We start from the raw sequence: 26005 nt of genomic DNA, 5'->3' as shown, positions 1-26005 counted from the left end.
CCGCTGACAGCGCTGTGAGGTGGCGGCACGTTAGCGCTCGGCAGACTCAGGCATCATCGCCCGAGGAAGTGTCTTCAGCTGCGTCATTGGGAGACGCCACCGTCGACTGGTCAACGGAAGCTCCCGCATTCGAGCCACCTTCCGGCTGTGCTTGAGGTTGCGGTTGTGCTTGCGTCAGCGGTTGTGCTTGCGTCTGCGTCCGTGCTTGCGTTTGCGTCTGTGCTTGCGTTTGCGTCAGTGCTTGCGTTTGCGTCAGTGCTTGCGTTTGCGTCAGTGCTTGCGTCTGAGTCTGTGCTTGCGTCTGAGTCTGTGCTTGCGTCTGAGTCTGTGCTTGCGTCTGAGTCTGTGCTTGCGTCTGAGTCTGTGCTTGCGTCTGAGTCTGTGCTTGCGTCTGAGTCTGTGCTTGCGTCTGCGGCTGTGCTTGCGTCTGCTGCTCGTTCGCGCCCCGTCCGGGCGTCATGCCTGCGCCCCACATCCATTGATTCAAACTCGCACGATCAGCCGAAGTCATCGGACGAGATTGCGTGTTCGAGTTGCGACCCTCGCCGCCAATGGAACGGACAGTCGTTCCGGCGCTGTTCGTCTTTGTGACGTCACGGCCGCCGTCCGCGTTGTAGTTCACAGCCGTGATCGTGCCGGAGTTTTCATTGCGGTCGAAGGCGACAGACGAGACGGCCTTACCCTTTGAGTCGTAGTCGAACTTTGCACCCACGTTCCCCAGATCGTTGTACGCATAGTCAGAATAACTGCCGTCCTTGTTGCGCATATTCGTGTTGACCACGCGGCCGGCCTGCGCGTCGTAGTTGTCTGTCCGGAACCCGGCGTCGAGGAGCGATTGTTTTTGCGTCAGTTGCCCGTCCGCATTGTAGTGCTCTATCGTGGGCTGACCATTGTTTGGCCTCATGACCTGACGGCTGCCGTCAGGCGCGTATTGAATGATCACGTCCGGGCTGTCATGCGGAGGGTAGTGCTTGGAGGAAACAATGCGCCCGTTCGGGTCGAAGTGCTGCTCGTAGCCCACCAGGTTCATCGAGTTATACGCATAGCTCGTCGTGCTGCCGTCAGGCTCTTTGATGTCCTGATTCGTCAGCCGATTCGAGGCCGGATCGAAGTAGGTCCGCTGATTGCCCAATGCGGTATCTGCGCCGACGGGCTGCGGCGGCACGATCTTCGACGCACGCTCGCCATGTTCCTTCAATGCTTGCTGTTCCGCTGCGCTGAAGGTCGCGGGTTGTGCCGTGGACCGTTGACCGTCATTTGTCGCGGTCGTGCGCGTTCCTTTCCCGCCCGCGTCGATCGTATCCACCGTACGGCTACCGTCCTCGTTGAAATGAGTGTGTGACGATACCTTGCCCGAGCCGGAGTCGTAGCGGTAAGTGTCAACCGGCTTCCCCTTCGCGTCGTAGTCGTTTTGCAAACCGACCTTTTCCTGGTCGTTGAAGGAGTACATCGTCTTGCTGCCGTCCGCACGCGTCACGACCTGATTCGTGTTGATGCCCTGATCGGGATCGAAATAGTCCTTCTGCTTTTCGCGGCCCTGCGCATCGTACTGTGTCATCAGCTTCGTCGGGCTTTGCGCACCGAATGAAGCCGCGTCTGACTTCAACGGGCCGAATGTCGTTTCCAGGCGTGAGCCGTCACCATGGAAGCCGCGCTCGATGCCGGAACCGTCGCCGTTGAAGTCACTTCGTTGAATCGTCTTGCCGTTGCCGTCTTTTACATCGATGCGATAACTGCCGTCCGGGCCGTGGTTCGAGTAATCGACGGTTCGCAGCGGTTTGCCCTGCGAGTCGACTGTCTGCGACTGCACGCGCTTGCCATCCTTGAACGTCTGCGTGGACTACGTCGCGCGCAATTCGCGGCTTGCGGATGTGCTCAACGACGTGGGGCGCGCGGGCGGTCTGCGTCTGGAGATTGCACGCACGGTGCGCGGCAACGTAAACGGCGTGTTCGAGCAATCGCCTTCCTCGGTTTTTCGCACGCTGGTCGAAGCGTGGGGGCTCGTCTGGTATTTCGACGGCCAGACGATCCACATCACCACCGCCGAAGACTTGCAAAGCCGCACGATCGGGTTCGCGCCGCTGTCGGGGGACGCGGTGGGCGCCCTGCTGCGCAACCTCGATCTCGATGATCCGCATCTTCCTCTGCATTTCTCGGGCGACAGCGTGAAAGTCACCGGCCCGTCCCGATACGTCGATGCCGTGGCCAATGCGATCGTCAAAGCCCAGGAGCAATTGCCGCCGCCGCAGCAGACGCTCGAACAGACACAGATACGCGTGTTTCCGCTGCGTTATACCCAGGCACAGGACATCACCTATACCTCGGGGAATCGTCAGCAGACCATCGCGGGCGTGGCTTCGTTGCTCCGGACGCTGATGGGAAACACGAGCGTGGCGAGACCGGCGGCGACGAACACTCGCGGACGCCCGGATAGCCTGCACGGCACGGTCAAGGGGATTCCGCCTTTACCGAGCGTGCCCGGGTTCACGGAAACCGCACAAGATGCCTCGGTGGATGACAGTCCGGCGGAACTTCCCCAATCCGCCGTGACGCCGGCAAGGCGCAACATCGTCGCGGACCCGCGCACGAACTCGGTCGTGGTGTACGACGTACCGGCGATGATGCCCGCCTACGAGAAGGCCATCTCCATGCTCGACCGGCCGCAGGATCTCGTGGAAATCTCGGCTCTCGTGATGGATGTGTCTAGCGATGCCGCCAGGGAACTCGGCGTCCGCTGGGGCGCTGGGGCTTCATCCAGCCGCCAGTCAAACACGCTTGGTTCCGTAGCGCCTGCCCTGCCGGGAGCGTCGTCCGTCGCCCTCGGCGTGGATGCGGGACTCACGCTGACGACGTTGATCGGCAATTCCGCGCACTTCCTCTACGAGCAGATCCACGCGCTTGAGAAAACCGGTCGCGCGCGCATCCTGTCTCGTCCTCGCGTGCTGACGCTCAATAACGCCGAGGCAGTCCTGTCGTCGCACAATTCCATCTATGTTCGCGTGGCAGGTAATCAGGATGCCAATCTATTCAATGTCGACACGGGACTCACGCTCAAGGTTACGCCCACTGTCGAGCAAGGCGGCGGCGAGCACAGCAGGATTCTTCTCAGCGTGCAGATCGAGGATGGCTCCTTCGACGGCGACGCGTCGGTTGACGGCATACCGCGCGTCAACAGTAACTCGATCATCACTCAGGCCATAGTGGGCGATGGCGAGAGCCTGCTGATCGGCGGCTACGAATACGAGCATACGCAAACGAGCGGATCGAAAGTCCCTATCCTGGGCGACATTCCGATCATCGGGACGCTTTTTGGCGATGAGCAGACATCTTTCGATCGCACCGAGCGGCTCGTCCTCATCACGCCGCGATTGAAGCGGCTGAAAGCGGACGCCGCGGCGCCGGCCGAACTCTCCGTCGACGATGTGCCCGCTCTCTCGGCGATAACTGGAAAGGACTATCCGCGCCCGCCCTTGCCCGATGCGGAGTTTCCTCCGTTGCCACCACTGCCGGCCAGTCAGCTTGCCGCTCCACGCAATGCCGCGCATGCATCGCAAGGGAGCAAGCAATGACCGACGCACGACTCTTCGTCGCCTCCGGGCTGCATGCGGGCGCGAGCATCGCCCTAACGGCGGACCGCGACTTGCAAATCGGCAGCGCGGCCGACGCCGACCTGATCCTTTTGGATACCGGCATCGCGCCACATCACGCGAGCGTTCGACTGCACGGCAACAGGCTCGAACTGCATGCCGCTCACGCCGACATCGCGGTATTCGGGCAAGCGCTCAAAGTCGGCGCACGAACGCAGTTGCGCCACGGTGCCACATTCCGGCTGGGAGAGACGGCCTTGCAGTTCAGCAACGGCGCCCCGCCGACAGAGCAGGCCATGAAAAGCGCGGAATCTGCATGGCTCCTTGCTCACGCGCCATTTACGTGGCTGCGAAGGAAGTGTGCGCGCATACCTCGCTATCAATGGCTTGCGATAGCGGTCGTGCCGCTCGGATTCGCGTTGCTGTACAGCCTGAATAACCTTGTTCCGAGACCTTCAGAAAAACGGTCGTCGCCTCTGGACGAGCCCGCCTTTCGCAACGTTCGCCAGCGCACGGATCAGACAACGGGCGCACGTGTTTACGAGGGTTACGTACAGACCGCCGCCGACCTTGGCGCCGTTTCCCTCGTCGCGCGCGCACGCGGCGGCGCGGTGCGTGTGCGCGTCGCCGTGATCGACAGCATGCGGGAGCAACTGAGCGATTTTCTCGACAAGTACTACCGCAGCGTCCGTTTGCGTGCAGGCGAACGGCCCGGCGTGTTCGTCGCGACACTTCCCGCAGCGGACGCCTATCTGCAACCCGAGTCATGGGACTACGCGCGGGTCGACCGGCTCGCGCAAGGACAGGTGGATGGATTAGAGGCGTTGCGCTTCGACGGTCACGAGAACAACAGCGGCCCCGTGCGTGTTCCGCTCGAAGCGCTCGGATTGAATCTGCTGAATTCTCCGCACGCCGCGTGGCTCGCCGACCAGCAAGGAGCCCGATATTTCGCAGGAGCGCATCTGTCGATAGGACGGATCGAGCGAATCGACCCATGCGGCGCATCGGTGATTCGCGATGACGGAAGCATCTATGTCCTGATTGCACAACGCACGAGTTCCGGCAAGTCCTGCTAGCGGCTCACGCCGCCGGAGCCGCACCCGACAGCCCCTTACCGGTGCGCTGCCCTTCGCGCGTCGGCGCGCCGCACGAAGGTTCATGGAGTCTGCACGATCCTTTTAGCGCGCCATCACTTATATAGGAAAGCAGAATATGTCGATGCAAGCGGCAAATATCGGTTACACCCCTGCCATGTTCGGTTATGGCATGGGCGGCGCCCAAGGCGGCAGCATGATCGCACCCGACGGCACGCTGTCGCTCGGAAGCGTGGCGGACGCCGTCAAGCGAAACCTGCAACAGCAGGCCCAGTCGATCAATCAATCGGAGCAAGACGCTAGCGCGCAGAGCGCGCAAGGCGGCCAAAACGGACAAGGAGGGCAAGGCGGAGCCGGGGGCGTGGGCAGCGCCAGCATGCTCGACATGCAGAAAAAGGTCGGCGAGTACACGTCTTCATTGCAACAAGGGACGTCCATCTTGAGCAGCCTGGCGGAAACACACAAATCCGTCGCGCAGAACACGAAGTAAGCCAACGCACACACCGGCGGGGCCTCCAATGCGGGGGCTCCCGCGCGCCGGATTTTACTGTCCAACCAAGAATATTCACGATGATGCTTTCGCAAGCAGTTGCCATCCAATCTTTTCAGGTCGACGCGACGCCGCCAGCGATCGCCGCCACACCGGCGCAACTGGATGCCGGCACGGGAGGCGAAGGGATCACGCGCCTTGCCGAGCAAGCTCAGTTCGCCTTGCAAGGAGCGGCCGCGCCCCTCGGCGCGTTGCTCGATCCCACCCGCCGACGGCCGCTTACAACAGGCGAGATGCTCACGCTGCAAGCCGCCGTCAGCGACTACTCGGTCACGCTGATCACGCTTTCGCATCTTGCCCAGAGCGTAGGCAGCGCCATCCAATCCATCACTCAGAGAACGTAATGCGTCGCGCGCTCATTCTTCTGCCGCTCGTCCTGCTCGGCGCATGCAAGACCTCGTTATACGAGGGGCTGGACGAGGACCAGGCCAACCGCATCGTCGCGGTCCTCAGTCAACACGGTGTCGAGAGCTCGAAGGAGCGCAACGCCGACAAGACGTGGACCGTATCCGTCGGTGAAGACGAAGCCGTCACCGCGACCGAGCTGACCGGCGCGTATGCCTTGCCCCACGCCAGTCATGCCAATCTCGGCGAACTCTTCAGCCGCCAGGGATTGATCTCGAGCCCCGAAGAAGACCACGTGCGCTACGTCTATGGTCTCACCGAAGAATTGGCCGCCACGCTCGAAACGATCGACGGCGTGCTGGTGGCGCGGGTGCATATCGTCGATCCGCAGCGAGATCCGCTACTCGGCCCCCCGATGCTGCCGAGCGCGTCTGTCATGGTGCGATATCGCAGCGACGCGAATCTCGAGCCCATGCGCGAGAAGATCCGCGCGCTCGTCGCCGGCGCGGTGCAGGGGCTCACGCAAGACAAGGTCTACGTGACGCTCGTTCCCGTCATGCCGGTCGTCACGCAAATCGATCTGTGCGCGCAGACGGGCCACTGTCCGCCACCGCTTGCCGATCAGCGCAAGGTCGAGCGTGTCCTCATCGTTCTGACCGTCATGGCGCTGCTGTTGATCCTGGCCGTCTGGGTGTGGGATTCGGGCATTCGCGTATTGCCGCGGATACGCATACCCGGTGTGACGTTTTTCAGGCGGCGGACCCGCCAGGCCGTGCCGGCGAAGCCGCAGCCGGGCGCAGCCGCCAACGACTCCTCCCATTCTCGCGAAGACCGCACATGAAATCCCTACCCATTCTCGACGTCGCAGGCTGGGCGCATCACAGCTGGTGCGGACGAGCCACGCCCGCACGCAGCGAGCGCGCCCGCGCCGCAGCCGCCTTGCATCTTTTCGCGCGCTTCCCGACGCTCGCCGAGGCCGGCGCCAAGCAATTGCCGTGGTTCGCCGCGCCGCTCGCGCGCCCGGCATGCGGACGACTCTTGCGCCTGTGCGCCGCGCTGGCGTGCGCGCGCTCGCTGCGCCTTCTCGTGAGCGCCGCCGCGCACACGCAGTTCTCGGGCGCGGTGGGCTTGCCGCCGCTCGCGCGGCTCCAGTGCCATCGGCGCGGAGAGCAGCCCGACCTGAGGCTCGACTCCCCTGTCGACTTCTTCAACCGGCGCAGCCTGTGCATAGCCGGGATCGCGCTCGCACTGCGCGCGACGAGCGGCCACGCACAACGGCTGTGGATGAAAGTGCGTCTGCCCTGCGAGTACGCCACGGCCGCGGCGCAATGGCGCCTGCCTTTCGTGTCGGCGCGAGCGGCGCTGGAATTGATCGGCGATGCACTGCAACTCCTCGACACAGAGAGGCGGCCATGCTGATCTGGCGAGTTTCCGACTGGCGGGTCGAATCGGACGGCTATATTTGCGCCAACGATCTCGCCTTGCTGCAAGACCTGCCCGCGCTGCAGCGCTTGAATGCCCAACGCGCGAGGCAAGAGGCAGCCGACCTCGCGCAACGCGCCCGGCGTGTCAGACGGCAGGCGCTCGCACGCGGTTTCATCGCAGGCCGCGCGGCGGCGGTGCATGACCTCGCCATGCCGGCCGCCGCGGCCGCCTTTGCGCTTCGTGGCTTGAACGATCGCCTCGTGAAGATCGTCGTCGAGGCCGTACGCGACGTCGTCGGCGACATGCCTGCCGGCGCGATCTTTCCGAATCAACTTCGCCGCAGTCTGCAAGCGGCGCCTGGGCAACGGCCGCTCTCCGTGCGCGTCTCGGCATGCGATTACGAGGAAGCCAGGCAAGCAGTCAGCGCGATGGAAGACGAGCTGGGCCTGACGCTCATCACCGTTCTTGGCGACGCCGATCTGCCGCCGCGTTCGTGCGTGGTCGAAACCGATATCGGCGTAATCGATGGCAGCTTGCGGCAGCAGCTCGCCGCACTCGAACGCGGTATCCGCGATGCGATCGCCACCGTGCTCGACGAATACACGCGCCTGGACGACCGTCTTCTCAGGCAATTCGATGTCATCGAGCAAGGACTGCGCGACACGCTCGACGTCCTTTCCCGCGATGCCGCGCCGGCCGGCTGGATCGCGTTCAATGCCACGAACGGGGGCGCCGCGATATGAATCCGTTCGCCGGCCTCGAACGGCTCACACGTGAACAGGCGGAGCGGCAGAACATCGCTGCCTTGCATTTCGGCGCCGACGTGCCAGTGAGCGTCGGCCATCGGCGCTACACGCTCGCGTTCGAGCCATGTCGCGCGCACTATCCGCTGCGGCTGCACGGCATGGCCTGCGGTCAGCCGCTGGTACTCGATCTGGATGCGCGGGCGCTCATCCCCGAACTTTCGCGCCAGAGTCTGGAAAAGACCGGGAAGCTCGCACACAAGCTGATTGCCGACGCGTGCGAGGACTGGCTTTGCGCGCTGGAAGGCGCATTCGGCTTCGCGCTCGATGTAACCGGCGTTTCCTATGACGCGTCGCCCGCGCCGGGCGCCTATGGCCTCGCGCTTACGCACGTCCAAAGCGGACGCACGGCGAGCCTGTCATTTCACTGCGAGGCGGTGGATCGCTGGCTGCGGCGCCAGCCTGATCCGCAGTGCAATTCGAGAGCGCTTGCGCGCCAGATCGTCGTCAGCATTCCGGTCTGCGTCGCCGGGCCAACGCTCACGCTCTTGCGTTTGCGGCGCATTCGCGCCGGTGATGCGCTGGTGCTCGACAAATCGGTTCAATACCTGCGCTTGCCCCTTCGCAACGGCACGCAGCGCATTCTCTTGAAAACTCTTGGAGATCAGATCGTGCTAGATCGCCCCATTCTCAACGAAGACAATCAGCCATCCGAACTGACCAGCGAATTCATTCCGGTCGAAGCCCTCACTTTTCCGTTCGACGCCGTGATCGGCTCGATGCGCCTGTCCTTATACGAACTCAGCCGCTTGCGACAGGGTTCGCTGGTGTCGCTGCAGCTTTCGGTGCGCGAGCGCTCGGTCACGCTGTTGTGCCAGGGATTGCCCTTCGCCAAGGGAGAACTGGTGAACATAGACGATGTGCTGGCCGTGCGGATCACGAGCGTGCTGCAATCCGCCCATACGGATGTCGCGTCATGATCGGAGCGCAAACCGGGCAACTGCAGCTCGTCGGCGTCTTCTTTCTACTGAGCGTGGCGCCGCTCGTCGTCATCATGTGCACCTCGTTCACGAAGTTCAGCATCGTCCTTACGCTGTTGCGCTCCGCGCTCGGAGTGCAGCAAGCGCCCGGCAACCTGGCGATATCCGGTCTCGCGCTCGCGGCAACGCTGGTCGTGATGGCGCCTACCCTGCACGCTATCGGCGACGCGCTCTCCCTCGACGAGCGCGTCGAAAGCGGGCAATTGCCGCCCCTTCCGCAGATGATCGACGCCGTTCGTGGACCGCTCGGGGAATTCATGCTGGCGCACTCGCGCCCGGCAGAACGTGCGTTCCTGCTCGACGCGGCAAAGCGCACCGATCCCGCTCGCGACGCGCAAGAAAGCGACTTCACGCTGCTCGTTCCGGCGTTTCTGATCAGCGAGATTTCGAGCGGCTTCGAAGCGGGCTTCCTGCTCTATATCGCCTTTTTAGTCATCGATCTGGTGGTCGCGAACGTGCTGACCGCCATGGGAATGATGATGCTGTCGCCGAGCACCGTCTCCATTCCACTCAAGCTCTTCGTGCTGGTGGCTGCCTCCGGCATTCCCAGACTCATGCATGCACTCATTCTCGGTTACGCCAAGTGAATTCGCTTCCTTCCCTTACCTCGCTCGCAACCGACGCGCTGTTGCTCGTGTTCTGGCTTTCGTTGCCAATGCTCGCCGTCGCGACCGCGGTCGGCCTTTTGCTCGGTCTGTTGCAATCGGTCACGCAGATCCAAGATCAGAGTCTGCCGTACGGTGCAAAGATCGTGTGCGTCGGACTCGTGCTGATCGTGACGGCGCCGTGGGCAAACCGGGAAGTCGCGCGTCTTTTGAGCCATATCTTCACGATGATCGCCTCGGGCCGCACGCATTGACCATGAACATCCTCGATCAATTGAGCGGCTTCGCATTCTGCATGATTCGTCCAGCCGTGGCGCTCGCCCTGATTCCGTTTGGTAACGACGGAGCGCTCGGTGTGACACTGCGTGCTCCGCTCGTGCTGATCTTCGCGGTGCTGCCCGCGCAAGCGGGATTGCCGCACGAACCGCTTGCAGCAAGCGTCATGGAAGCTGGCATCGGTCTTTTGCTGGGACTCGGTTTCGGCGTCGTCTTTCATGCGGCCTCCACGGCGGGCGCCATCCTCGATCAACAAGGCGGCTATAGCGTGGGCGCGGTATATGACCCGAACTTTCAGCAGGAATCCGCCGCGTTTCAAACGCTTTTTACTCAATTCGCGGCGTTCACGCTCTTTACGGGCCACGGTCTTGTCGCACTGTGCGGAGTCTTCGCCGACGCGTGGTCGATCTGGCCACCGGGCGGTCCGTATCCCGGTGGACTCGCGCGCCTTCTCGCCATGTTCTCGGAAGCGCGTCTGCCGCAGTCTTTAGCGCAGGGCTTGCAGCTTTCGGCCCCGTTACTCGCCTTGATGCTGCTCACCGACGTTTCGCTCGGACTCGCGTCGCGGCATGCAAAGCGTCTCAATCCGTTTTCCACTGCGCGTACGTTCAAGGCAATGGTGCTCTCCTTCGCGCTGATGGCGTGCGTTCCAGCGATCCTCGATCGACTCGCGCGCATCTTCGCCGTCTCGCTGAATCTCGAATAGGAGGCACCGGTCGATATGAGCGACAAAACCGAAAAGCCCACGCCTCGCCGGCTGCTGCGCGCCCGAACCGACGGCGACATTGCGAAGAGCGCCCATTTGAGCACCGCGATGAGCGCCGCGCTGTGGTGGCTGCTGCTGGCGTTCGAAGCGCCACACACGTTCTCCGGTTTCGTCCACATGATCGACGCCGTGTCGGGACTGGACGCCAGCCGTTCGTTCGCGTGGCAGTTCAAGGCCGTATTGAATGCGCTGCTCGAACCGGGCAAGGGAGCGCTGATCATGCTCAGTGCCGGCATGCTTGCCAACGTCATAACTGAACTCGTTCAAACGCGTGGACTCGTGTCGTTCAGGCGGATCGCGCCCGATCTCAAGCGTCTGAACCCGGTGGAAGGGCTGAAGAATCTGTTCGGCTTGAAGGTCGCGTTCGAGACCGTACTGATGCTGTTCCAGTTCGCCGTGCTCATCTTCGTGGCCTGGCGTGTGACGGCAGAATGGCTCGTGCAGATCGAGCCGGCGTATTCGCTCGATCCGCTATCCCAGCTTGCGCTCGCGTCTCTCAGCCATTCCCGTCTGCTCGCGCTGGTTGCGCTTTCGCAGGCTGCGCCCGCGGTAGCCGACTATGCCATGCAGCACGTGCTGAGAAAGCGCCGTTTGCGCATGGACAAGGAAGAACTCAAACGCGAATACCGCGACGAACACGGCGACCCCTACGTCAAAGGCCGGCGACGCGCGCTTCATCGCGATCTGAACCGTTAAACCCCGAATCTGGAATCATGAGCCGCCCATCCGTTCCTCTCTTTGCCAGCTTGCCCCGACAGATCGCGCGCCACGCACACATCGCGGCAGCCGCGGGTTTCATCAGCGTGCTGGCGTTGCTGATTCTGCCCATCCCGCCGTTCCTGCTCGATCTGTTCATCGGCATGAGCTTTTGCGCGGGTTTCGTCATGCTGTTCTCCACGATCTACGTGTCGCGCGCGGCGGATCTTCCGGGCTTTCCCGCGCTTCTGCTCATGACCACGCTGCTGCGTCTCGCGCTGGCCATCGCATCCACCAAGATGATCCTGCTTCAGGCGCACGCCGGACGCATCATCCAGGCCTTCGGCGAGCTGGTCGCGGGCGGCAACGTCGCAGTCGGCATCGTCGTCTTCCTGGTGCTCTGTGCGATTCAGTTCATCGTGGTCGCGAAGGGTGCGGACCGCATCGCGGAAGTCGCGGCGCGCTTCACGCTGGATGGCATTCCAGGACGCCAGATGAGTATCGACGCCGATTCGCGAAGCGGGCTCATCACCGCCGAGCAGGCAGCGCTGCTGCGTGCCGGACTCGAACGCGAAACCTATTTCTACGGATCGCTCGACGGCGCCATGAAGTTCGTCAAGGGCGACACCATTGCAAGTTTCGTGATCGCGCTCGTGAATATCGTGGGCGGACTCGCGGTTGGTATCGGGCAGCGCGGCATGCCGTTTGGCGACGCCTTGCAGGTCTATACGATCCTGACTATCGGGGATGGCCTCGTTTCGCAGATACCATCGCTCGTCGTGTCGATCGCGGCCGGTCTGCTCGTCACGAGAGTATCGCCCGCGAGCGGCGCCACCAATCTCGGCACGGACCTTTACGAGCAGTTGACGCTTCGGCCTCACGCACTCGTCATGGCGGGCGCGTGCTGCGCGGCACTGGCGCTCATTCCCGGCTTTCCGCATGCGCAGTTTGCGCTGCTGGCCGCGCTGCTCGGAGGACTTGGCTTCGTGCTCATGCGCGCGGCGCAACGGGCGCGCGACGAGGCACGCGCTCCCATGCCCGCGCTTGCGCGCGACGGCAGCCGGTACATGCCTCATTTGCTCGACGAGGCCGAGGTTGGAACGAGCACCGTGCTGCGCCTTCGACTTGGCAACGACGCCTTCACAGCCGTGCCGCGCGATGCGTTCAACCGCGTGCTCGGCACGCTGCGCCATCATCTCAACACGCGCTTCGGCCTGCCCTTTCCCGGCCTTGCCGTCGTGATCGACGAGCGGCTCGCCGCCGAGCGCTACATCATCGATGTCGACGATGTACCGTTCGCGAGCGGCACGCTCATGCCCCAGCACGTCCTGGCGAGCGGACGCCCGGCGGACGTGCCAGCCGAAGGCCCGTCGGGGTATCGACCGGGATTCGAGAAGTCAGTGTGGATCGCGGCCGGCGCCGCCGCGTCGCTCGATGCCTCCGTTCTGAATACCGCCACGCCCGACGACGTCCTTGCTCAACACCTCATCGAGATATTCGAGCGGTGCGCACCGCGCCTGATCGGCACGCAAGAGGTGCGCTTTCTGCTCAATCGTCTGAGCCCCGAGTTTCGCGAACTCGTCGCGCAGATCGAACAACGGATCACGACAGCCCGGCTCGCGGCCGTGCTGCGGCAGTTGCTGCAGCAACGCGTGTCGATCCGCAATCTGCGTGGCATCCTCGAAGCCATTCTGCGCGTGTCCGCAAACGAACAAACGCTCGAACGCATGGTGCGCGAAAGCCGTATCGAACTCGGCCATCAAATCGCGCGTACCCATGCGAACCTCGATACCTGGGAGATTCGCGGCGGCGTGCTCGAAGCCGAGTGGGAGAACGAGCTCGAAGCCAGCATTCGCCACGGCTCGGACGGCGAGCCATATTGCCCGCTCGATTTCATGCAGTTGGATACGTTGCGCCGCGTTTTGAGCGGTGCGGCCACGCCCGTGAGGCTGCTGCTCACATCGGCGATTCTACGGCCGCATTTAGCGCAGGTGCTGGGAGCGATCGGCATCCGCATGGATGTGCTCGCCATAGACGAGATTCCGCGCGACGTCTACCGCATCAACGCTTCGGTTACCTTCACGAGGCCATAATGCGCAAGACGACTGATGAAGACGCAAAGCCGGTCGGCAGCTTGATGGCCAGACCGACGCTTCACGGCCGCGTGGTGGAGGCGCGTGGCGTGATCGTCCGCGTGGTGGGCGCGTCGCTGCGAATCGGCGAACGTGTGCGACTCGTGCGGCCCGACACACTCGAGGAGCAAACAGGCGAAGTAGTCGGTTTTGCTCCGGACGGCGCACTCGTCATGCCGTTATCCGGACTCGCGGGACTCTCCGACATCACGCGCGTGGAGGGATGCGGGCTCGACTGGAATCGACTAGATGCAACTCGCTTGCAAGGGCGCATTCTCGATGGCCTCGGCAAGCCGCTCGATGGCGGGCCGCCCGCGCCGCTTGCCCATGCGAGCGCGCGCTTCGACGCAACGACCGCGATCAATCCGCTCGACCGCCCGTTGATCGCGCAACCCTTCGTTACCGGCGTCAGGGCGATAGACGGATTGCTCACTTGCGGGGTTGGACAGCGTGTCGGCATTTTCGCAACCGCGGGCGGCGGAAAGAGCACGCTGCTCGGCATGATCGCGAACGGCGCACAAGCCGATGCCATCGTGATCGCGCTCGTCGGGGAGCGTGGGCGTGAGGTCAATGAGTTCGTGCATGACCATCTGCATGAACGCGAGCGGATTGTCGTCGTCGCGTCGACATCGGATCGTCCAGCGGCCGAACGTATCCGCGCGTCGCGTCTAGCCTGCGAGATCGCGGCCGCGCTGCGTTCCCAAGGTCGCCACGTCCTGCTGCTTTTCGACTCGCTGACGCGCTACGCGCGCGCCCTGCGCGAAGTCGGCCTCGCCGTGGGCGAACCGCCCGTGCGGCGGGGCTATCCGCCACGCGTGTTCGCGGAACTGCCGAGAATCGTCGAAATGGGCGGCCTGCTCGGTCGCGGCAGCGTCACTGCGTTTTTTACCGTGCTTGCCGAGGACGAAGATCTCGCCGATCCCATCGTGGAAGAAGCGCGCTCGCTGCTCGACGGTCATATCCAGCTCTCGTCGCGTTTAGGCGCCGCGGGACACTATCCCGCCATCGATATCTTGCAGAGCAAGAGCCGGCTCATGACGCGGGTCGCCGGGGAATCGCACCGCGCATGCGCCCAGCGCGTGCGTGAGTGGCTCGCGCGGTATCGGGACGTCGAGCTGCTGCTGCAAATAGGCGAATACCGGCGCGGCAGCGATGCCGCGAGCGACCGGGCCATCGACCGTCATCCGGCCATTACGGCCTTCCTTCGGCAGCGTCATGACAGCCACGTCGCTTTCGATAAGACAATCGCGGCATTGCAGGCGCTCGGCGAAGGCGCCGATACATCCACGTGACGGGCCGCGCCGGAGATCTGCGTCGCTGGGCGGTGCTTGCGCGCGTACGCGGGCTGCGGGTGCGGCGCGGCGAGGCAACGCTCGCGCAGGCGCGACAGGCCGCATGCGAGGCACGAGACGAAGTAGCCCGTCGCACGGAACTGCTGCGCAACCATGCCGCACAACTGCCGCGCCTACTCGCCTTGTGCTCGCACGAGCATGGCGGTGCTGCGACATGGCGAGGCGCTTTACACGCGCATCGGCTTCAGGCAGCGGCGCTGAACGCGTCGGTCTTGCAGACGCAAGCCTTGTTGCTGCGCGCCGAGGCGAACGTCCGTTCCGCCATGTCCGCCTTGCAGCGTGACATAAAGAGGCACGACGACGCACGCGCCCGTGAAAGAGCGGCGCTAGCCAGCTTTAAGGACGACGACGACGATCCATGAACCGATCGGCGCGGCCAGCATGGCCGACGACCTCGTGCATCGCGTCTCATCGCCCAGGCACTGCGAGCTATGTCAGAGCGCTCGGGCTCACGACGCGATCGAAGCGTGCCTGACGCGCGCCAACGCGCTCAACGCCCCGCGCGCTCCAGCCGCGCGGCGACTTGCAGAATCGCTTCAATAAGCTTTTCCGCAGGCACGGGCTTCGTCATGTGCAACTGGAAGCCCGCAAGCTGCGCGCGCAAGCGGTCATCCGTCTGCGTATGTCCCGTCAATGCGATTGCCGGCATGCGCCGATCCAGCGACACCCGCCGCGACGCTTCGAGTTCGCGCACCCGACGCAGCACTTGATAACCGTCTTCCTCGCCAAGCACGATGTCGCATAGAAACGCATTCGGCCACGCCTCGGCAGGCGTCGCTTCAAGCCAGTCGAGCGCTTCCGTTCCCGACGCGGCCAACCGCACCTGTGCACCAGCCGTTTCCAGAACGGCTTCGAGCGCTTCGCGCGCATCTTCCTGATCGTCGAGCACCATGACCGAAAGGCCGTTGAGCGCGTCGGCAACGTTCACTTTCGGCTCGGCCAATGTCGATGCATCGTCGGCCTCGACGACAGGCCGCAACGGCATGACGGCGACATACGCGAGATGGCCATCGACGTAATTCACCGTGAAACTGCCGCCCGTGCTGGTAAGCGCCTCTTCGAGCCGCGCCGCCTGTTCCTCGGTCAGCGGCGCGGGCTTGTTGCCCGGGCCGAGCACGCACAAGCGCACCTGATTGTCTTCGCGCTCCACTCGCAGTTCGACACGCGCGCCGCGCGTTGCCGCGCGAACTTCCGTGCGGCACAGATCGGCGATCACGAACTGCAGCACGCCGGGATCGCCCGTCACGCGAAGATCCGGCTCTGTCATCATCGTGAAGAGATGCACGCCGTGCTCGATGATCTCTTCATGCAGTCCATCCACCACGCCGGCGATCAGCGAGCCGAGTCCCACCGGTTGCGACGATACCTTGCGTTGCGCGTGCGCGAGTTCGCCTTGCTGCGATTGCAGCGACCACATGCGTGCATAGACGCCCGCGCGTTCGATCAATTCAGCATGCTGCCCCTGCTCCACGATGCGCCCGTGCTCCATCACGAGAATCCAGTCTGCATTGACCACGGTCGAGAGCCGATGCGCGATCACAATCGAGGTGCGCCCTTGCGCGAGCCGGTCGAGTTCGCTCTGAATTGCGCGTTCCGAACGGGTATCGAGCGCAGAAGTGGCTTCATCGAATACGATGATGCGCGGGTCCTTCAGAATGGCGCGCGCAATTGCAATACGCTGCCGCTCGCCGCCCGACAGCCGTACACCGCGTTCGCCGACACGCGTCTCGTAGTGATCGGGCAAGCGTTCGATGAAGCCGTCGAGTTGCGCCGCGCGCGCCGCACGCACGACATCGGCACGCGTCGCCGATGGGCGGCCATACGCGATGTTGTAGGCGATCGTATCGTTGAAGAGCACCGTATCCTGCGGCACGATACCAATGGCTTCACGCAGACTCTTCTGCGTGATTTCGCCGAGATTCTGTCCGTCGATGGTGATCACACCGGCCGTCGGTTGATAAAGCCTGAAGAGCAGTTTCATCAACGTGGACTTACCCGACCCGCTGCCGCCCACCACCGCGAGTTTCTTGCCCGGGTGCGCGCGAAAGTCGATATCGCGCAGGATCTGCCGCGCCGGATCGTAGCCGAAATCCACGTGCTGGAACTCGATCTCGCCCGCGCTCACCACGAGCGGCTTCGCGTCCTGTTCGTCGATATCCTCGCCACGCCGTCCGCGCGCAAGCAGAATCTCGAACATGCGTTCGACGTTCACGATTGCATCGTTGGTCTCGCGAAACACGAAACCGAGCGTGTTCAGCGGCGAGCACACCTGCACGATGTACGCGTTCACCAGCACGAGATCGCCGACGCTCATCGTTCCCGAAACCACGTGTTGCGCGGCAAGCAGCATGACCGCCGCAATGCCCACCGCGATGATCGTGCTTTGCCCGACATGCAGAATGGTCAACGCGCGTTGATTCGCGGTGCGTGCATGCACCCATTGTTCGAGCACGCTCGAAAGCCGGCCGCGTTCGACCTCTTCGCTTGCGAAGAGCTTGACCGTTTCGTAGTTGAGCAGGCTATCGACGAGACGGCTGTCGGACTTTGCTTCGAGCCGATTGACCGCGCGCTGAAAGCGCATGCGATAGCGCGTGAAGATGAACGTATAGACCGCATAGCACACGAAGGTCACGCCAATCGCCAGCAAAAAAGTCGATGCATACTGGCTCACCATGATCGCCACGACGGTGCCGATTTCGATCAGTGTCGGCACGATGGTGAAGATCGCCACGCCCAGCAAAAAGCCGATACCGTCCGCGCCCTTCTGCACGTCGCGCACCACGCCACCGGTTTCGCGTTGCGCATGAAAACGCGCACCCATGTTATGCAGATGCGCGAACGTACGCTCCGTGAATGACGCCACCGTGCGTTGCGTGACGATGCTGAACACCACGTCGCGTGCTTCGTTCAGCACGTCGCCGAGATAACGCATCAGCACGTAAGTGAGGATCACGAACACCGGAAACACGAGGTTCGCCGTGGGCCGGCTGAACTCGTCGATGACGTGCTTCAGCATCAGCGGCACGGACACCACAGCGAGGCGCGACGCGATCATCAACGTCACCGCGACGAGCGTCTGTACGCGAAATTTCCAGATTGCCTGCCAGAGATCGCCAGTAATGCGGTTACGCAATTGCGAGCGGCTGATTTCGCTTGATGCAGTCGACATATGCAACCATCCCGGAAGTTGAGGGAGGAAGGCGCCTTGGGAGCGGTTAAACGCGGCGCGGTCCGTCGTTCTCTTGCCGGACTTCGGGGAGATGCGGCAGCAAGGAACGCGCCCGCATGAACCGGCTAAAACAGCGCGCCTTGCCCCGACATCAGCGTATCGAAGTCTTCGCGCAGGAAGGGCAGGATGCCGTCGGCAATCGGCTGTAGCTGCTTCGTCACGTAGTGTTCATAGTCGATGGCCGCATGGCGCGCTTCCACTGGCTCGGGACCGGCGAGCGTCATCACATAGCTAATCCAGCCGCCGTTCTGATATTGAAGCGGACGTCCGAGGCGCGTGTTGTGTTCGTCGGCACTGCGCGCGGCGCGTACGTGCGGCGGAACGTTACGCTGATAATCGTCGAGGCTGCGGCGCAGGCGCTTGCGATAGACGAGCAGTTCGTCCTGCTCGCCGCGTCGCGTGCGTTCGACGTAATCGCGCACATAGTCCGCATAAGATTCGCCCTTGAAGATACGCATGTAAAGGTCTTGCTGGAACCGTTGCGCAAGCGGCGTCCAGTCCGTGCGCACCGTTTCGAGACCTTTGAACACGATCTCCTCGCTGCCGTCCGCGCGCGCCGTGAGACCGGCGTAACGTTTCTTGCTGCCTTCTTCCGTGCCGCGAATGGTCGGCATCAAAAAGCGCCGGTAATGCGTTTCGTACTGAAGCTCCAGCGCGCTTTCGAGTCCGAAGGTCTCGCGCAAATGACATTGCCAGTATTCGTTGACATGCTCGACGAGAGCGCGGCCGATACGCGCAGCATCTGCTTCGTCGCGTGCACGGCGCAGCCACACGAAGGTGGAATCGGTGTCGCCGTAAATCACGCCATAGCCGCGCGCTTCGATCAGTTCGCGTGTACGGTGCATGATTTCGTGTCCGCGCATGGTGATGGATGACGCAAGGCGCGGATCGAAGAAGCGGCATCCACTCGAACCCAGCACGCCGTAGAACGAATTCATGATGATCTTGAGCGCTTGCGAAAGCGGCTTGTTACGCTGACGCTTCGCCGCCTCGCGACCTTCCCACACTTGCTCGACGATAGCGGGCAGACAATGCTTCTCGCGCGCGAAACGCGCACCGCGAAAACCGGGCACGGTAGCGGCTTCATCGGTCTCGTGCATGCCTTCCGCGAGCCCGACCGGATCGATCAGAAACGTGCGGATGATCGACGGATACAGGCTCTTGTAGTCGAGCACAAGAACGGAATCGTAAAGACCGGGCCGCGAGTCCATGACGAATCCGCCGGGACTCGCTTCCTCGGGGACATCGCCGAGATTGGGTGCGACAAAGCCCAGCCGATGCATGCGCGGCATGTATAGATGCGTGAACGCCGCCACCGATCCACCACTGCGATCCGCCGCCAAACCCGTAACGGTTGCGCGTTCGAGCAGAAACGGCAGCAGTTCGGTCTTGTCGAAGACCTTGGTCACGAGTTCGCAATCGACGAGGTTGTAACGCGCGAGCGCCGGCTTGTCTTCCTGAAAGCGCCGCTCGATTTCGTCCATGCGTGCATAGGGAGTGTCGATCGCCTTGCCTTCGCCGAGCAGCGACTGCGCGACATATTCGAGACTGAACGACGGAAAATTCCACGTCGCCGAACGCAAGGACTCGATGCCGTCGATCACGAGCCGCCCCGCAATCGAAACGAAGAAATGATTGCGCTTGATGCCGTGTTCGCGCCATTCCACCGTGCTGCCATCGCGGCCGAGACGTAACGGCACGCCGTAATCGTCCGCGTGTTTCTGCAGCACACGCAGATCGAACTGCACCACGTTCCAGCCGATGATCGCATCCGGATCGTGCCGCTCCATCCACTCGTTGAAGCGGCGCAGCATGTCGGCGCGGCTTGCGCAGTAGTCGAGGTCGAAGTCGACGGATGCATCGGCGCCATTGGCCGGGCCGAGCATATAGACCTGTCGCTCGCCGCAGCCTTCGAGCGCGATCGAATAGAGTTCGCCGCGAACGCTCGTTTCAATATCGAGCGAAACCAGCTTGAGGTTTGGCCGATACGAAGTTGCAGGCTTGAGTTCGCTGAAGATGTAACCGTCGCGCGCTTCGCCTTCGAAGGTCACGGGCGCGGTGATGAAGCGCTCCATGAGATAGCGCTCGGTTGGCCGAATATCCGCCTCATAGACAACCATACCCGCGTTTTTAAGGGTTTTTTCGAGCGCCAGCAGTTGCCGATACTGTGCGCAGTACAGCCCGATTACCGATTTTTGGCGAAAGTCCTTGAGCTGCAAGTCGCGCAGTTCGGCATTGCGCACGCTCGCGACGAGCGGCTCCGCTTTCGCTCGATCTTCGGCGCGGATGAATGCAACAGGCGTCTGCGCGCCGATTCGGATTTTGCGTGGGCCGTCATCGGTGGCGAGCCAGAACTCGACCTCCGTGCCGGCCGGCGTATCGCGCCAGTGGCGCGTCAGCAAAAATCCCTGTTGTGCGGATGACAAAGCCCGTCCCTTCGAAAAGCGCATGCGGCAAGGCATGCAATCGAGGTATTTTAATGGCGAGCTAAAAAAACGAACGGCGCGATGACCATGGAGTCAGCGCGCCGGCATCGAGATGAAAATCAGCTACGAGAACCAGAAAAGTAAAAAGCGGTAGCGGCATGCTGATTGTCCACCGTCCTTCCGGACGGCCCCCGGAGGATCAGTTCAGCGCCGCTACCGCCTAAGCGGCCTGTGCGACCAGGCCAGCCCGTTGCGGCTGCAAAGCCGCTACGTTGTCGAGTACCAGTTCTTCAAGCTCGGCTGGCACTTCGTTCTTGACAGACACAGCCTCCAGCGCGGCTTCTTGAATGGCCTGTTTAGCGGCCGCCGCTTTCTTGGTCTTCCCCGCGCGTGACGGCGGCTGGCAGGCCCCGCACACCACGTTATTCTGCAAATCATGCTTGTGTGCGACGAACTTCCCGGTGCAGCGGCAGCATTTGGTCATCTGCAGCATGCCCGCGTCGAAGAAGCGCACAAGGGTCCAGGCCCGGGTGAGATCGAGTACCGCTTCGGCGCCGCTATGGTTGCAGTGCTCGAGATACAGGCGATACCCCTTGGTCAGCGCGTCGAGATGCGAGCAGCCGGCCTCGTTCTTGAGGAACGTGTAGGTGTTGTAGAACAGCGATGCGTGGATGTTCGCGAGCCACGTCATATACCAATCGGCCGAGAACGGCAGCATGCCCTTGGGCGGCGACGCGCCCTTCACTTCGCGATACAAACGAATCATGCGATCCCGCGAGAGCGTCAGCTCGCTCTCGAGCACTTGCATGCGTGCACCGAGCTCGATCAGCGCGATGGCGCGGAACACTTCCTGGGCATCTTCAGTGAGGCTCTTCTTCAGCATGGCTCGCTCCGTCTTTACTTAAGCGAACTGTTCAGCCGGCTGGCCAGCCAGCAGGATTGCCGCGTGCGTCGGCGCAATTTCCGCGTTCTTGGCGGGCTGCGTCAAAGCCGACAGCATCGAGTGATCGTTGAAGCGAAATGCGCACAGCAGGTTGTCCGACTGGGCGAGCTTGACGACCTGAGCGAGCGTGAGGCCCGACAACAGATCGGCGAGTTCCGCCGAAAGACCGAGCCGGAACATGCCGATGGCGCGGTCCTCGCGCAACAGACGCTGCGCGAGCATGATGTACGACAAGTTGATTTCCCGGATCGATTCCAACGTTTCGCGACCGTTCATGGTTGCAACTTCCAGTAAATCCCCGATTTCCCGCCGGCTTTGTGCCGATATATTTTTTTGCCTCACCGAACTCAACTCTGCCCGGCTACGTCCATCTGATTTTGTTTCAGCGCGTTACATCTTGTAACAGACACTGTGAAACGGATTCTAAGAAGACTCTGAAGCGAACGCAAGAGCATCTCAATAATATTTTGTTGCAAACAACACTTTGCATCGGTAACTTTTTCGCGCCTAAAAAAGCGGCAATATTGACCGCGCCGTTTTTGTCATTCTTTTGGATTGAGCGCTTAATACGGACGGCTGATTTTTTGTAGGATTAATCGCCGATGCCCGCAAGAACGGGGCTTCCGGCGGTTCGGTTGACACTGGTCACGAGTATTTTTGAGACGATGGGAAAGCGGTAAAAATCAGTAAAAATGCCGCGAATCCGGTTTTTACCGAGTCGCGGCATAAGTGGCAATATTTACTTTTATGCAGTTACAGGTTTGCAACGCCGTTTGAGCAGCACTCGCGACTAGTGTTGCGGCACGCCTTTACGCCAAGCGCCCCAATGTGTAACGACTTCTTGCACGAATGGGTTACCGGTCAGATACAAGTTCTGAATTGCGGGTACGAAACCGCCTTGCGCGGAATAGTTCAACAGGTTGTCGGAGGCGGTTTGTCCTTCGTACGGCCGGTCGAAGTCCGAACCGGCGCGCAAAACCGCAATGCGTGACAGATCGACCCGCTTGATGCTGGCCGCGCGCTTGAGCGCCTCGTATGTCGCGTTGTCTTCCTGCTGCGTCGTGCAGTAGATGCCTTTGCCATCGGTCAGCAGGCGCGTCCAGTAGCGTGCCCTTTCGCCGATGTATTTACCCGACCACCAGGTATCGCCCGCGAGCGTGTCGCACTGGATCACGTGCGGCGGACGGTTGGCCGGCGCGTAGTTGAACTTGGCGCGCGCGACCTTGGCGTCGTCGCTGTCGGAGAGCGTGACGTTGCGCGAGATGGCATAGGCGGCATCCGTCAGCGATGCATTGAGGGCAAACACTTCGGTGCGGTAATCGAGCGGCGGCTTTTCGGTGGGCCCCTTCGTGTTGATACCGAGAAAACCGCTCGGCCAGTCGGCGGGTTTCTCGCGCGCGTCGAGCTCCCATTGAATGCCGAAATCGACCAGATACTTCGCCCACGCCGTCGAGCCGAGCGTGCCGCGCGCCGGATCGATCCCGGCAATGCCCGCGACCAGAAAGTACGTGCGGCGCAAATCGAAGCGCTCCGAGAACGCGAGCGCCATCATCGATGCGGCCGCGTTCGTGTGTCCCATGCCAGTTGTCATCACACAGACATCGTCGCGGTTGCAATGGACTTCGGGATAGTCCGGCGAGAGTCCCGGCACTTTGATGGCCTGCCATGGCCCGAGCTTGTCGAGCCACACTTGGCCTTCCGGACCGAACATGCTGACGATCATCACCTTGACCTGACGGCCACCGCCGCCACCGCCGCCGTAGCGGTCATCGCTGTCGTGATCGTCGAATTGTTGGGCGAAGGCGCATCCCGTTGCGGCCGTGAGGCTTGCGAGTCCTAACGCAAACAGGCCCTTGCGGACAGTCTTGCTTAACGCGCGTGAAGAAGAACGTGAGGGGAAGCGTGAAGCGGATTTTGAACGTGACCGGGCGGCAATGTTCATGGGGGGCGTGCTCCTCGATAAGGTTCGAACTTCGAAGAAAGCCGCGCCCTGTTGCCATTCGTTTTGAGGGGCGCGGCCGGCCCGACCGATTATAGAAGCGTCAATAACAAAACAAGCCCCGCGCCAACCCTTAAAACGCTCAAGCCTGCGATGTCCGCGGCGGCGGCGCACTGGGCGCCGTGCCCTGTCCGGCAGCCGCCTCGCCCGTCGGATGCTGCGCCGCCTTCGACGGTTCGCCGCGCTGATCGGCGGGGGCGTCACCATCGACGTCGGCTGGATGCGCCGGATCGTGCGCCGCGTCCTGCGTGCCGTTGACGATTACGAAGTTACGCTGCGGATTGGCGATCTCGATACCACGCGCCGTGAACTCGTTGAGAATGCGCCGGTTGAACTCGCGTTGCACCGGCCAGCGCGTGCTGTCGCGGCACTGAATCTGACCGGCGAGCGTGACGGTGGAACCATCGACGGCATCGACGCCCCAGAAGCTGAAGTCGGAGAGAATGCCGTCTTTGAAGGCGTCGTCTTCACGTAGCGCGGTGCCGATTTCCTTGAGCGTCGAAATGGCCAGATCCACGTCCTGACCGAGCGCGACCGACACGCGCACCGCCGCGTTGCCAATGCCGCGATTCGTATTGTTGACCGTGGATACCGAACTGAACGGCACCGTGAACAGCGAGCCGTCGCCGCCTCGCAAACGCACCGTGCGAATAGACAGATATTCGACCGTGCCCGAGACGCCCGCGACCGTCACCCAGTCGCCCACTTGCATGGCGTTTTCCATCAAAAGGAAGATGCCGGTGATGAAATCCTGCACGAGCTTTTGCGAGCCGAAGCCGAGCGCCACGCCGAAAATGCTCGCGCTCGCCAGAAGCGGCGCGGTGTTGACGCCGATTTCCGAGAGACCGGTGAGCACGACGACCATGGCGATGACGATGAAAAGCGCGGAGCGCATCATCGGTAAAAGCGTGCGCAGGCGTGCCGCGCGCACGCGGTCGCCACTCGCGTTCCATTGATCGAGACGCTGCTCGACCATTACGTTGGCCGTCTCCCACACGATGACCGCGAACACCGCCGCGACCGCGATGGTCACGAGCGCGGATGCCAGCCGGTTGCCAATGCCGCCCGATGTGAAGAACTGCACGATATGCACGCCCCACACTTCGAGCAGCGCCACGACCGTCACCACGGCGATGATCGTCTGCACGGCGCGGCGCAAGAGCGGGTAATAGCGATAAGCATGACGATGCGCGATGGACTTCGCCGCGAAGTCGTCGTCATCGTTTTCGTGGAACACGCGGCCGAGCGCACCGAACGCGACGATTGCCGCGACGCGCGCACCGACCAGCACGAGAATGGACACGCCGCCGAGATGGAACAGCGTGCGATAGCCGTTCTGCACGTCCAGCGCCCAGACGAACCACAGCGCGAGCACGAAGAAGATGGCGACGGCGGCCCAGATATCGGCGATCCAGCCACCGAACAGCGCGGTCGATTTATGACTGCGCATGCGTTCGCGGATACGCTCCGCCACGGGCTTGCGGCAGTCGAAAATGGTGTAGGCGAGCATCAGATGGATGTCGAGCGTGACGATCTTCAGAATGGCGATGCGCGCCGCTTCCGACAGTCCGAGCGGCTCCGCGCCGTTGGCCAGCGCGATGCCGATACCCGCGATGATCACCATGCTGCGTAGCTTGCGATACGTGTAGAGCGCGTACTGATCGCGCATCTGCAAAAGCCGCAAGCCGGTGGCATGCGGCGCCAGCAGAAAGCCGCTCACGAGCATGATGATGCGGCAGACGAGGTAGGCATCGATAAACTCGCTCGCGACGTGCGATTCGATCGAGTTGTCGTCGATAAAGATGGACACCAGAAGCGTCGCCACGCCGATGAACACGCCAAGCGGAATGAACTTGAACAGCAGATACAAAAGCGCATTGGGCAGACGCTGCAACAGGGTCCAGTGACGTGCCGCGTGCCGCTGGCCGCGCGCCGTTTCCACCTTGCGCTCGGCTGCGTGCTGCGCGGCTTCGTCGCCGGTGCGCTCGGCGAAGTGCTCGGCGCGTTCCGCCGCATGTTCGTTCTGCACGAGTTCGGGATCGGTGACCTCGGCATCGGCGACACCGCGCGCGGCGATCTTCGCACGCGATTTACGCAGCAGACGGCCGCCGACGATTTCAAGCAAAAACGCGGGCACGAGACACACGAGCACGATCCAGAGCACGTGACCGAACTGCGCGCGCGATTCCGGCGTCGCCATGCGTTGGCTCCACCAATGCACCACGGAACGAATGTTCAGCAACTCGGCCAGCGTATGCCGCATCTCGGTTGCGAACTGAACGACCCAGTTGCCCGCCTGATGCGATAGCTGCGAGGCAAGCCCGTTCGCCGTCAGCGATTTCGCAAGCACGCCCGACGCGCCCGAGGCAGGCGCAGCCGTTTCCGCGCCGCTCGCCGCCGTGGCGCTCGCGGCCGTCGGTGCGGCAAGCGCGCCGGCCGCCGCCACTGCGCGCAAGGTATCGGCGACCTGTGCGCGGCGTTGCGGATCGTTGAGCACCGCAAGGGCATCGCGGGCCTGTTGCGGCGTGAGCGCGACCGCGGGTTGCGACGCGCCTTGCGCCGAACCGGCGGCAATGGCGGACGCCGAAAGAAGCGAGCCGATACTCGTGAAGGCGAGCAGACAGACTAAGAGTATGAGTTTGCGCATGGGTCGAATGAAAATCACGAAATTGCTGGGACTCGATGCGGACGACGCGCACGCCCTATCCTAACGCGATGCCCCGGTCCAACGCAGTAACGGCATGGCCGGGTCTCGACGCGGGGCCGGAATGAAGTCTGCTGATATGCAGACATTGAA

General features: G+C 62.5%; 22 protein-coding genes. 15 read left to right on the top strand and 7 right to left on the bottom strand.

Going from position 1 to position 26005, the window contains the following annotated elements:
- Positions 1–46: 46 nt before the first annotated feature.
- The gene (locus tag NCT04_RS18085) at positions 47–1810 is read right to left on the bottom strand and encodes a hypothetical protein (protein WP_250466928.1); all 1764 of its coding nucleotides are present in this window, start codon (positions 1808–1810) and stop codon (positions 47–49) included.
- A gap of 4 nt (positions 1811–1814) precedes the next feature.
- Here NCT04_RS18085 and sctC point away from each other — a divergent pair, with 4 nt between their 5' ends.
- The 15 genes from sctC (at position 1815) to NCT04_RS18010 (ending at position 14973) form a co-directional block, all read left to right on the top strand.
- Positions 1815–3569 carry a type III secretion system outer membrane ring subunit SctC gene (gene sctC / locus NCT04_RS18080; protein WP_250466926.1) on the top strand — a complete coding sequence of 585 codons (1755 nt, stop codon included), beginning with the start codon at positions 1815–1817 and terminating at the stop codon, positions 3567–3569.
- Positions 3566–4663, top strand: coding sequence for an FHA domain-containing protein (locus NCT04_RS18075; protein ID WP_250466924.1), 1098 nt, complete (start codon positions 3566–3568; stop codon positions 4661–4663). Before sctC ends, NCT04_RS18075 begins: the two co-directional genes overlap by 4 nt.
- Positions 4664–4799: 136 nt before the next feature.
- Positions 4800–5171: a hypothetical protein gene (locus tag NCT04_RS18070; RefSeq protein ID WP_244828241.1), complete on the top strand. Its 372-nt coding sequence runs from the start codon at positions 4800–4802 to the stop codon at positions 5169–5171.
- Positions 5172–5251: 80 nt separating this feature from the next.
- Positions 5252–5575 carry a hypothetical protein gene (locus tag NCT04_RS18065; RefSeq protein WP_250466923.1) on the top strand — a complete coding sequence of 108 codons (324 nt, stop codon included), beginning with the start codon at positions 5252–5254 and terminating at the stop codon, positions 5573–5575.
- A complete protein-coding gene (gene sctJ / locus NCT04_RS18060; RefSeq protein ID WP_250466921.1) occupies positions 5575–6417 on the top strand; it encodes a type III secretion system inner membrane ring lipoprotein SctJ in 843 nt (280 codons plus the stop codon). Before NCT04_RS18065 ends, sctJ begins: the two co-directional genes overlap by 1 nt.
- Positions 6414–6995 (top strand): hypothetical protein, encoded by a 582-nt coding sequence (locus tag NCT04_RS18055; protein WP_250466919.1) that lies wholly within the window; start codon positions 6414–6416, stop codon positions 6993–6995. The genes sctJ and NCT04_RS18055 overlap by 4 nt, the downstream gene beginning before the upstream one ends.
- The gene (locus NCT04_RS18050) at positions 6989–7744 is read left to right on the top strand and encodes a FliH/SctL family protein (protein ID WP_250466917.1); all 756 of its coding nucleotides are present in this window, start codon (positions 6989–6991) and stop codon (positions 7742–7744) included. Before NCT04_RS18055 ends, NCT04_RS18050 begins: the two co-directional genes overlap by 7 nt.
- Positions 7741–8724, top strand: a complete 984-nt coding sequence (locus tag NCT04_RS18045) for a FliM/FliN family flagellar motor switch protein (RefSeq protein ID WP_250466915.1) — start codon at positions 7741–7743, stop codon at positions 8722–8724. Before NCT04_RS18050 ends, NCT04_RS18045 begins: the two co-directional genes overlap by 4 nt.
- Positions 8721–9371, top strand: coding sequence for an EscR/YscR/HrcR family type III secretion system export apparatus protein (locus NCT04_RS18040; protein ID WP_244828249.1), 651 nt, complete (start codon positions 8721–8723; stop codon positions 9369–9371). Before NCT04_RS18045 ends, NCT04_RS18040 begins: the two co-directional genes overlap by 4 nt.
- Positions 9368–9643: a type III secretion system export apparatus subunit SctS gene (gene sctS, locus NCT04_RS18035; RefSeq protein WP_244828251.1), complete on the top strand. Its 276-nt coding sequence runs from the start codon at positions 9368–9370 to the stop codon at positions 9641–9643. Before NCT04_RS18040 ends, sctS begins: the two co-directional genes overlap by 4 nt.
- A 2-nt stretch (positions 9644–9645) precedes the next feature.
- Complete coding sequence (locus NCT04_RS18030) at positions 9646–10371, top strand: EscT/YscT/HrcT family type III secretion system export apparatus protein (RefSeq protein ID WP_250466913.1); 726 nt, start codon at positions 9646–9648, stop codon at positions 10369–10371.
- Positions 10372–10386: 15 nt separating this feature from the next.
- Entirely contained in the window at positions 10387–11127 is a 741-nt protein-coding gene (locus NCT04_RS18025) for an EscU/YscU/HrcU family type III secretion system export apparatus switch protein (RefSeq protein WP_250466911.1), read from the top strand.
- A 17-nt stretch (positions 11128–11144) separates the two neighbouring features.
- Positions 11145–13220 (top strand): flagellar biosynthesis protein FlhA, encoded by a 2076-nt coding sequence (locus tag NCT04_RS18020; protein ID WP_250466909.1) that lies wholly within the window; start codon positions 11145–11147, stop codon positions 13218–13220.
- Positions 13220–14551, top strand: coding sequence for a FliI/YscN family ATPase (locus NCT04_RS18015; protein ID WP_250466908.1), 1332 nt, complete (start codon positions 13220–13222; stop codon positions 14549–14551). The genes NCT04_RS18020 and NCT04_RS18015 overlap by 1 nt, the downstream gene beginning before the upstream one ends.
- Complete coding sequence (locus tag NCT04_RS18010; RefSeq protein WP_250466907.1) at positions 14548–14973, top strand: hypothetical protein; 426 nt, start codon at positions 14548–14550, stop codon at positions 14971–14973. The genes NCT04_RS18015 and NCT04_RS18010 overlap by 4 nt, the downstream gene beginning before the upstream one ends.
- Before the next feature lie 128 nt (positions 14974–15101).
- Here NCT04_RS18010 and NCT04_RS18005 read toward each other — a convergent pair whose 3' ends face one another.
- The 6 genes from NCT04_RS18005 to NCT04_RS17980 form a co-directional block, all read right to left on the bottom strand.
- Positions 15102–17780: an ATP-binding cassette domain-containing protein gene (locus NCT04_RS18005; protein ID WP_250466905.1), complete on the bottom strand. Its 2679-nt coding sequence runs from the start codon at positions 17778–17780 to the stop codon at positions 15102–15104.
- Between the two features lie 125 nt (positions 17781–17905).
- Positions 17906–20290, bottom strand: coding sequence for a DNA polymerase II (locus NCT04_RS18000; RefSeq protein WP_502800671.1), 2385 nt, complete (start codon positions 20288–20290; stop codon positions 17906–17908).
- A 196-nt stretch (positions 20291–20486) separates the two neighbouring features.
- Positions 20487–21149, bottom strand: a complete 663-nt coding sequence (gene flhC, locus NCT04_RS17995; protein WP_244828264.1) for a flagellar transcriptional regulator FlhC — start codon at positions 21147–21149, stop codon at positions 20487–20489.
- 18 nt (positions 21150–21167) lie between these two features.
- Positions 21168–21485 (bottom strand): flagellar transcriptional regulator FlhD, encoded by a 318-nt coding sequence (gene flhD / locus NCT04_RS17990; protein WP_244828265.1) that lies wholly within the window; start codon positions 21483–21485, stop codon positions 21168–21170.
- A gap of 514 nt (positions 21486–21999) precedes the next feature.
- Positions 22000–23151, bottom strand: a complete 1152-nt coding sequence (locus NCT04_RS17985; protein ID WP_244828266.1) for a purine-nucleoside phosphorylase — start codon at positions 23149–23151, stop codon at positions 22000–22002.
- 139 nt (positions 23152–23290) lie between these two features.
- Positions 23291–25855: a mechanosensitive ion channel domain-containing protein gene (locus NCT04_RS17980; protein ID WP_250466901.1), complete on the bottom strand. Its 2565-nt coding sequence runs from the start codon at positions 25853–25855 to the stop codon at positions 23291–23293.
- Positions 25856–26005: the final 150 nt, after the last annotated feature.

The sequence above is a fragment of the Caballeronia sp. GAFFF2 genome (assembly GCF_023631485.1).
Classification (GTDB): Bacteria; Pseudomonadota; Gammaproteobacteria; order Burkholderiales; family Burkholderiaceae; genus Caballeronia.
The sequence above is the reverse complement of the archived record's forward strand: the minus strand, read 5'-3'. Positions and strand labels throughout refer to the sequence as shown.

Excerpts from the sequence above, each read along its gene's own strand:
- NCT04_RS18075 (WP_250466924.1), top strand. The coding sequence starts at position 3,566 with ATGACCGACGCACGACTCTTCGTCGCCTCCGGGCTGCATGCGGGCGCG.
- NCT04_RS18070 (WP_244828241.1), top strand. The coding sequence starts at position 4,800 with ATGTCGATGCAAGCGGCAAATATCGGTTACACCCCTGCCATGTTCGGT.
- NCT04_RS18065 (WP_250466923.1), top strand. The coding sequence starts at position 5,252 with ATGATGCTTTCGCAAGCAGTTGCCATCCAATCTTTTCAGGTCGACGCG.
- sctJ (WP_250466921.1), top strand. The coding sequence starts at position 5,575 with ATGCGTCGCGCGCTCATTCTTCTGCCGCTCGTCCTGCTCGGCGCATGC.
- NCT04_RS18055 (WP_250466919.1), top strand. The coding sequence starts at position 6,414 with ATGAAATCCCTACCCATTCTCGACGTCGCAGGCTGGGCGCATCACAGC.
- NCT04_RS18050 (WP_250466917.1), top strand. The coding sequence starts at position 6,989 with ATGCTGATCTGGCGAGTTTCCGACTGGCGGGTCGAATCGGACGGCTAT.
- NCT04_RS18045 (WP_250466915.1), top strand. The coding sequence starts at position 7,741 with ATGAATCCGTTCGCCGGCCTCGAACGGCTCACACGTGAACAGGCGGAG.
- NCT04_RS18040 (WP_244828249.1), top strand. The coding sequence starts at position 8,721 with ATGATCGGAGCGCAAACCGGGCAACTGCAGCTCGTCGGCGTCTTCTTT.
- NCT04_RS18030 (WP_250466913.1), top strand. The coding sequence starts at position 9,646 with ATGAACATCCTCGATCAATTGAGCGGCTTCGCATTCTGCATGATTCGT.
- NCT04_RS18025 (WP_250466911.1), top strand. The coding sequence starts at position 10,387 with ATGAGCGACAAAACCGAAAAGCCCACGCCTCGCCGGCTGCTGCGCGCC.
- NCT04_RS18020 (WP_250466909.1), top strand. The coding sequence starts at position 11,145 with ATGAGCCGCCCATCCGTTCCTCTCTTTGCCAGCTTGCCCCGACAGATC.
- NCT04_RS18015 (WP_250466908.1), top strand. The coding sequence starts at position 13,220 with ATGCGCAAGACGACTGATGAAGACGCAAAGCCGGTCGGCAGCTTGATG.
- NCT04_RS18005 (WP_250466905.1), bottom strand. The coding sequence starts at position 17,780 with ATGTCGACTGCATCAAGCGAAATCAGCCGCTCGCAATTGCGTAACCGC.
- NCT04_RS18000 (WP_502800671.1), bottom strand. The coding sequence starts at position 20,290 with ATGCGCTTTTCGAAGGGACGGGCTTTGTCATCCGCACAACAGGGATTT.
- flhC (WP_244828264.1), bottom strand. The coding sequence starts at position 21,149 with ATGCTGAAGAAGAGCCTCACTGAAGATGCCCAGGAAGTGTTCCGCGCC.
- flhD (WP_244828265.1), bottom strand. The coding sequence starts at position 21,485 with ATGAACGGTCGCGAAACGTTGGAATCGATCCGGGAAATCAACTTGTCG.
- NCT04_RS17985 (WP_244828266.1), bottom strand. The coding sequence starts at position 23,151 with ATGAACATTGCCGCCCGGTCACGTTCAAAATCCGCTTCACGCTTCCCC.
- NCT04_RS17980 (WP_250466901.1), bottom strand. The coding sequence starts at position 25,855 with ATGCGCAAACTCATACTCTTAGTCTGTCTGCTCGCCTTCACGAGTATC.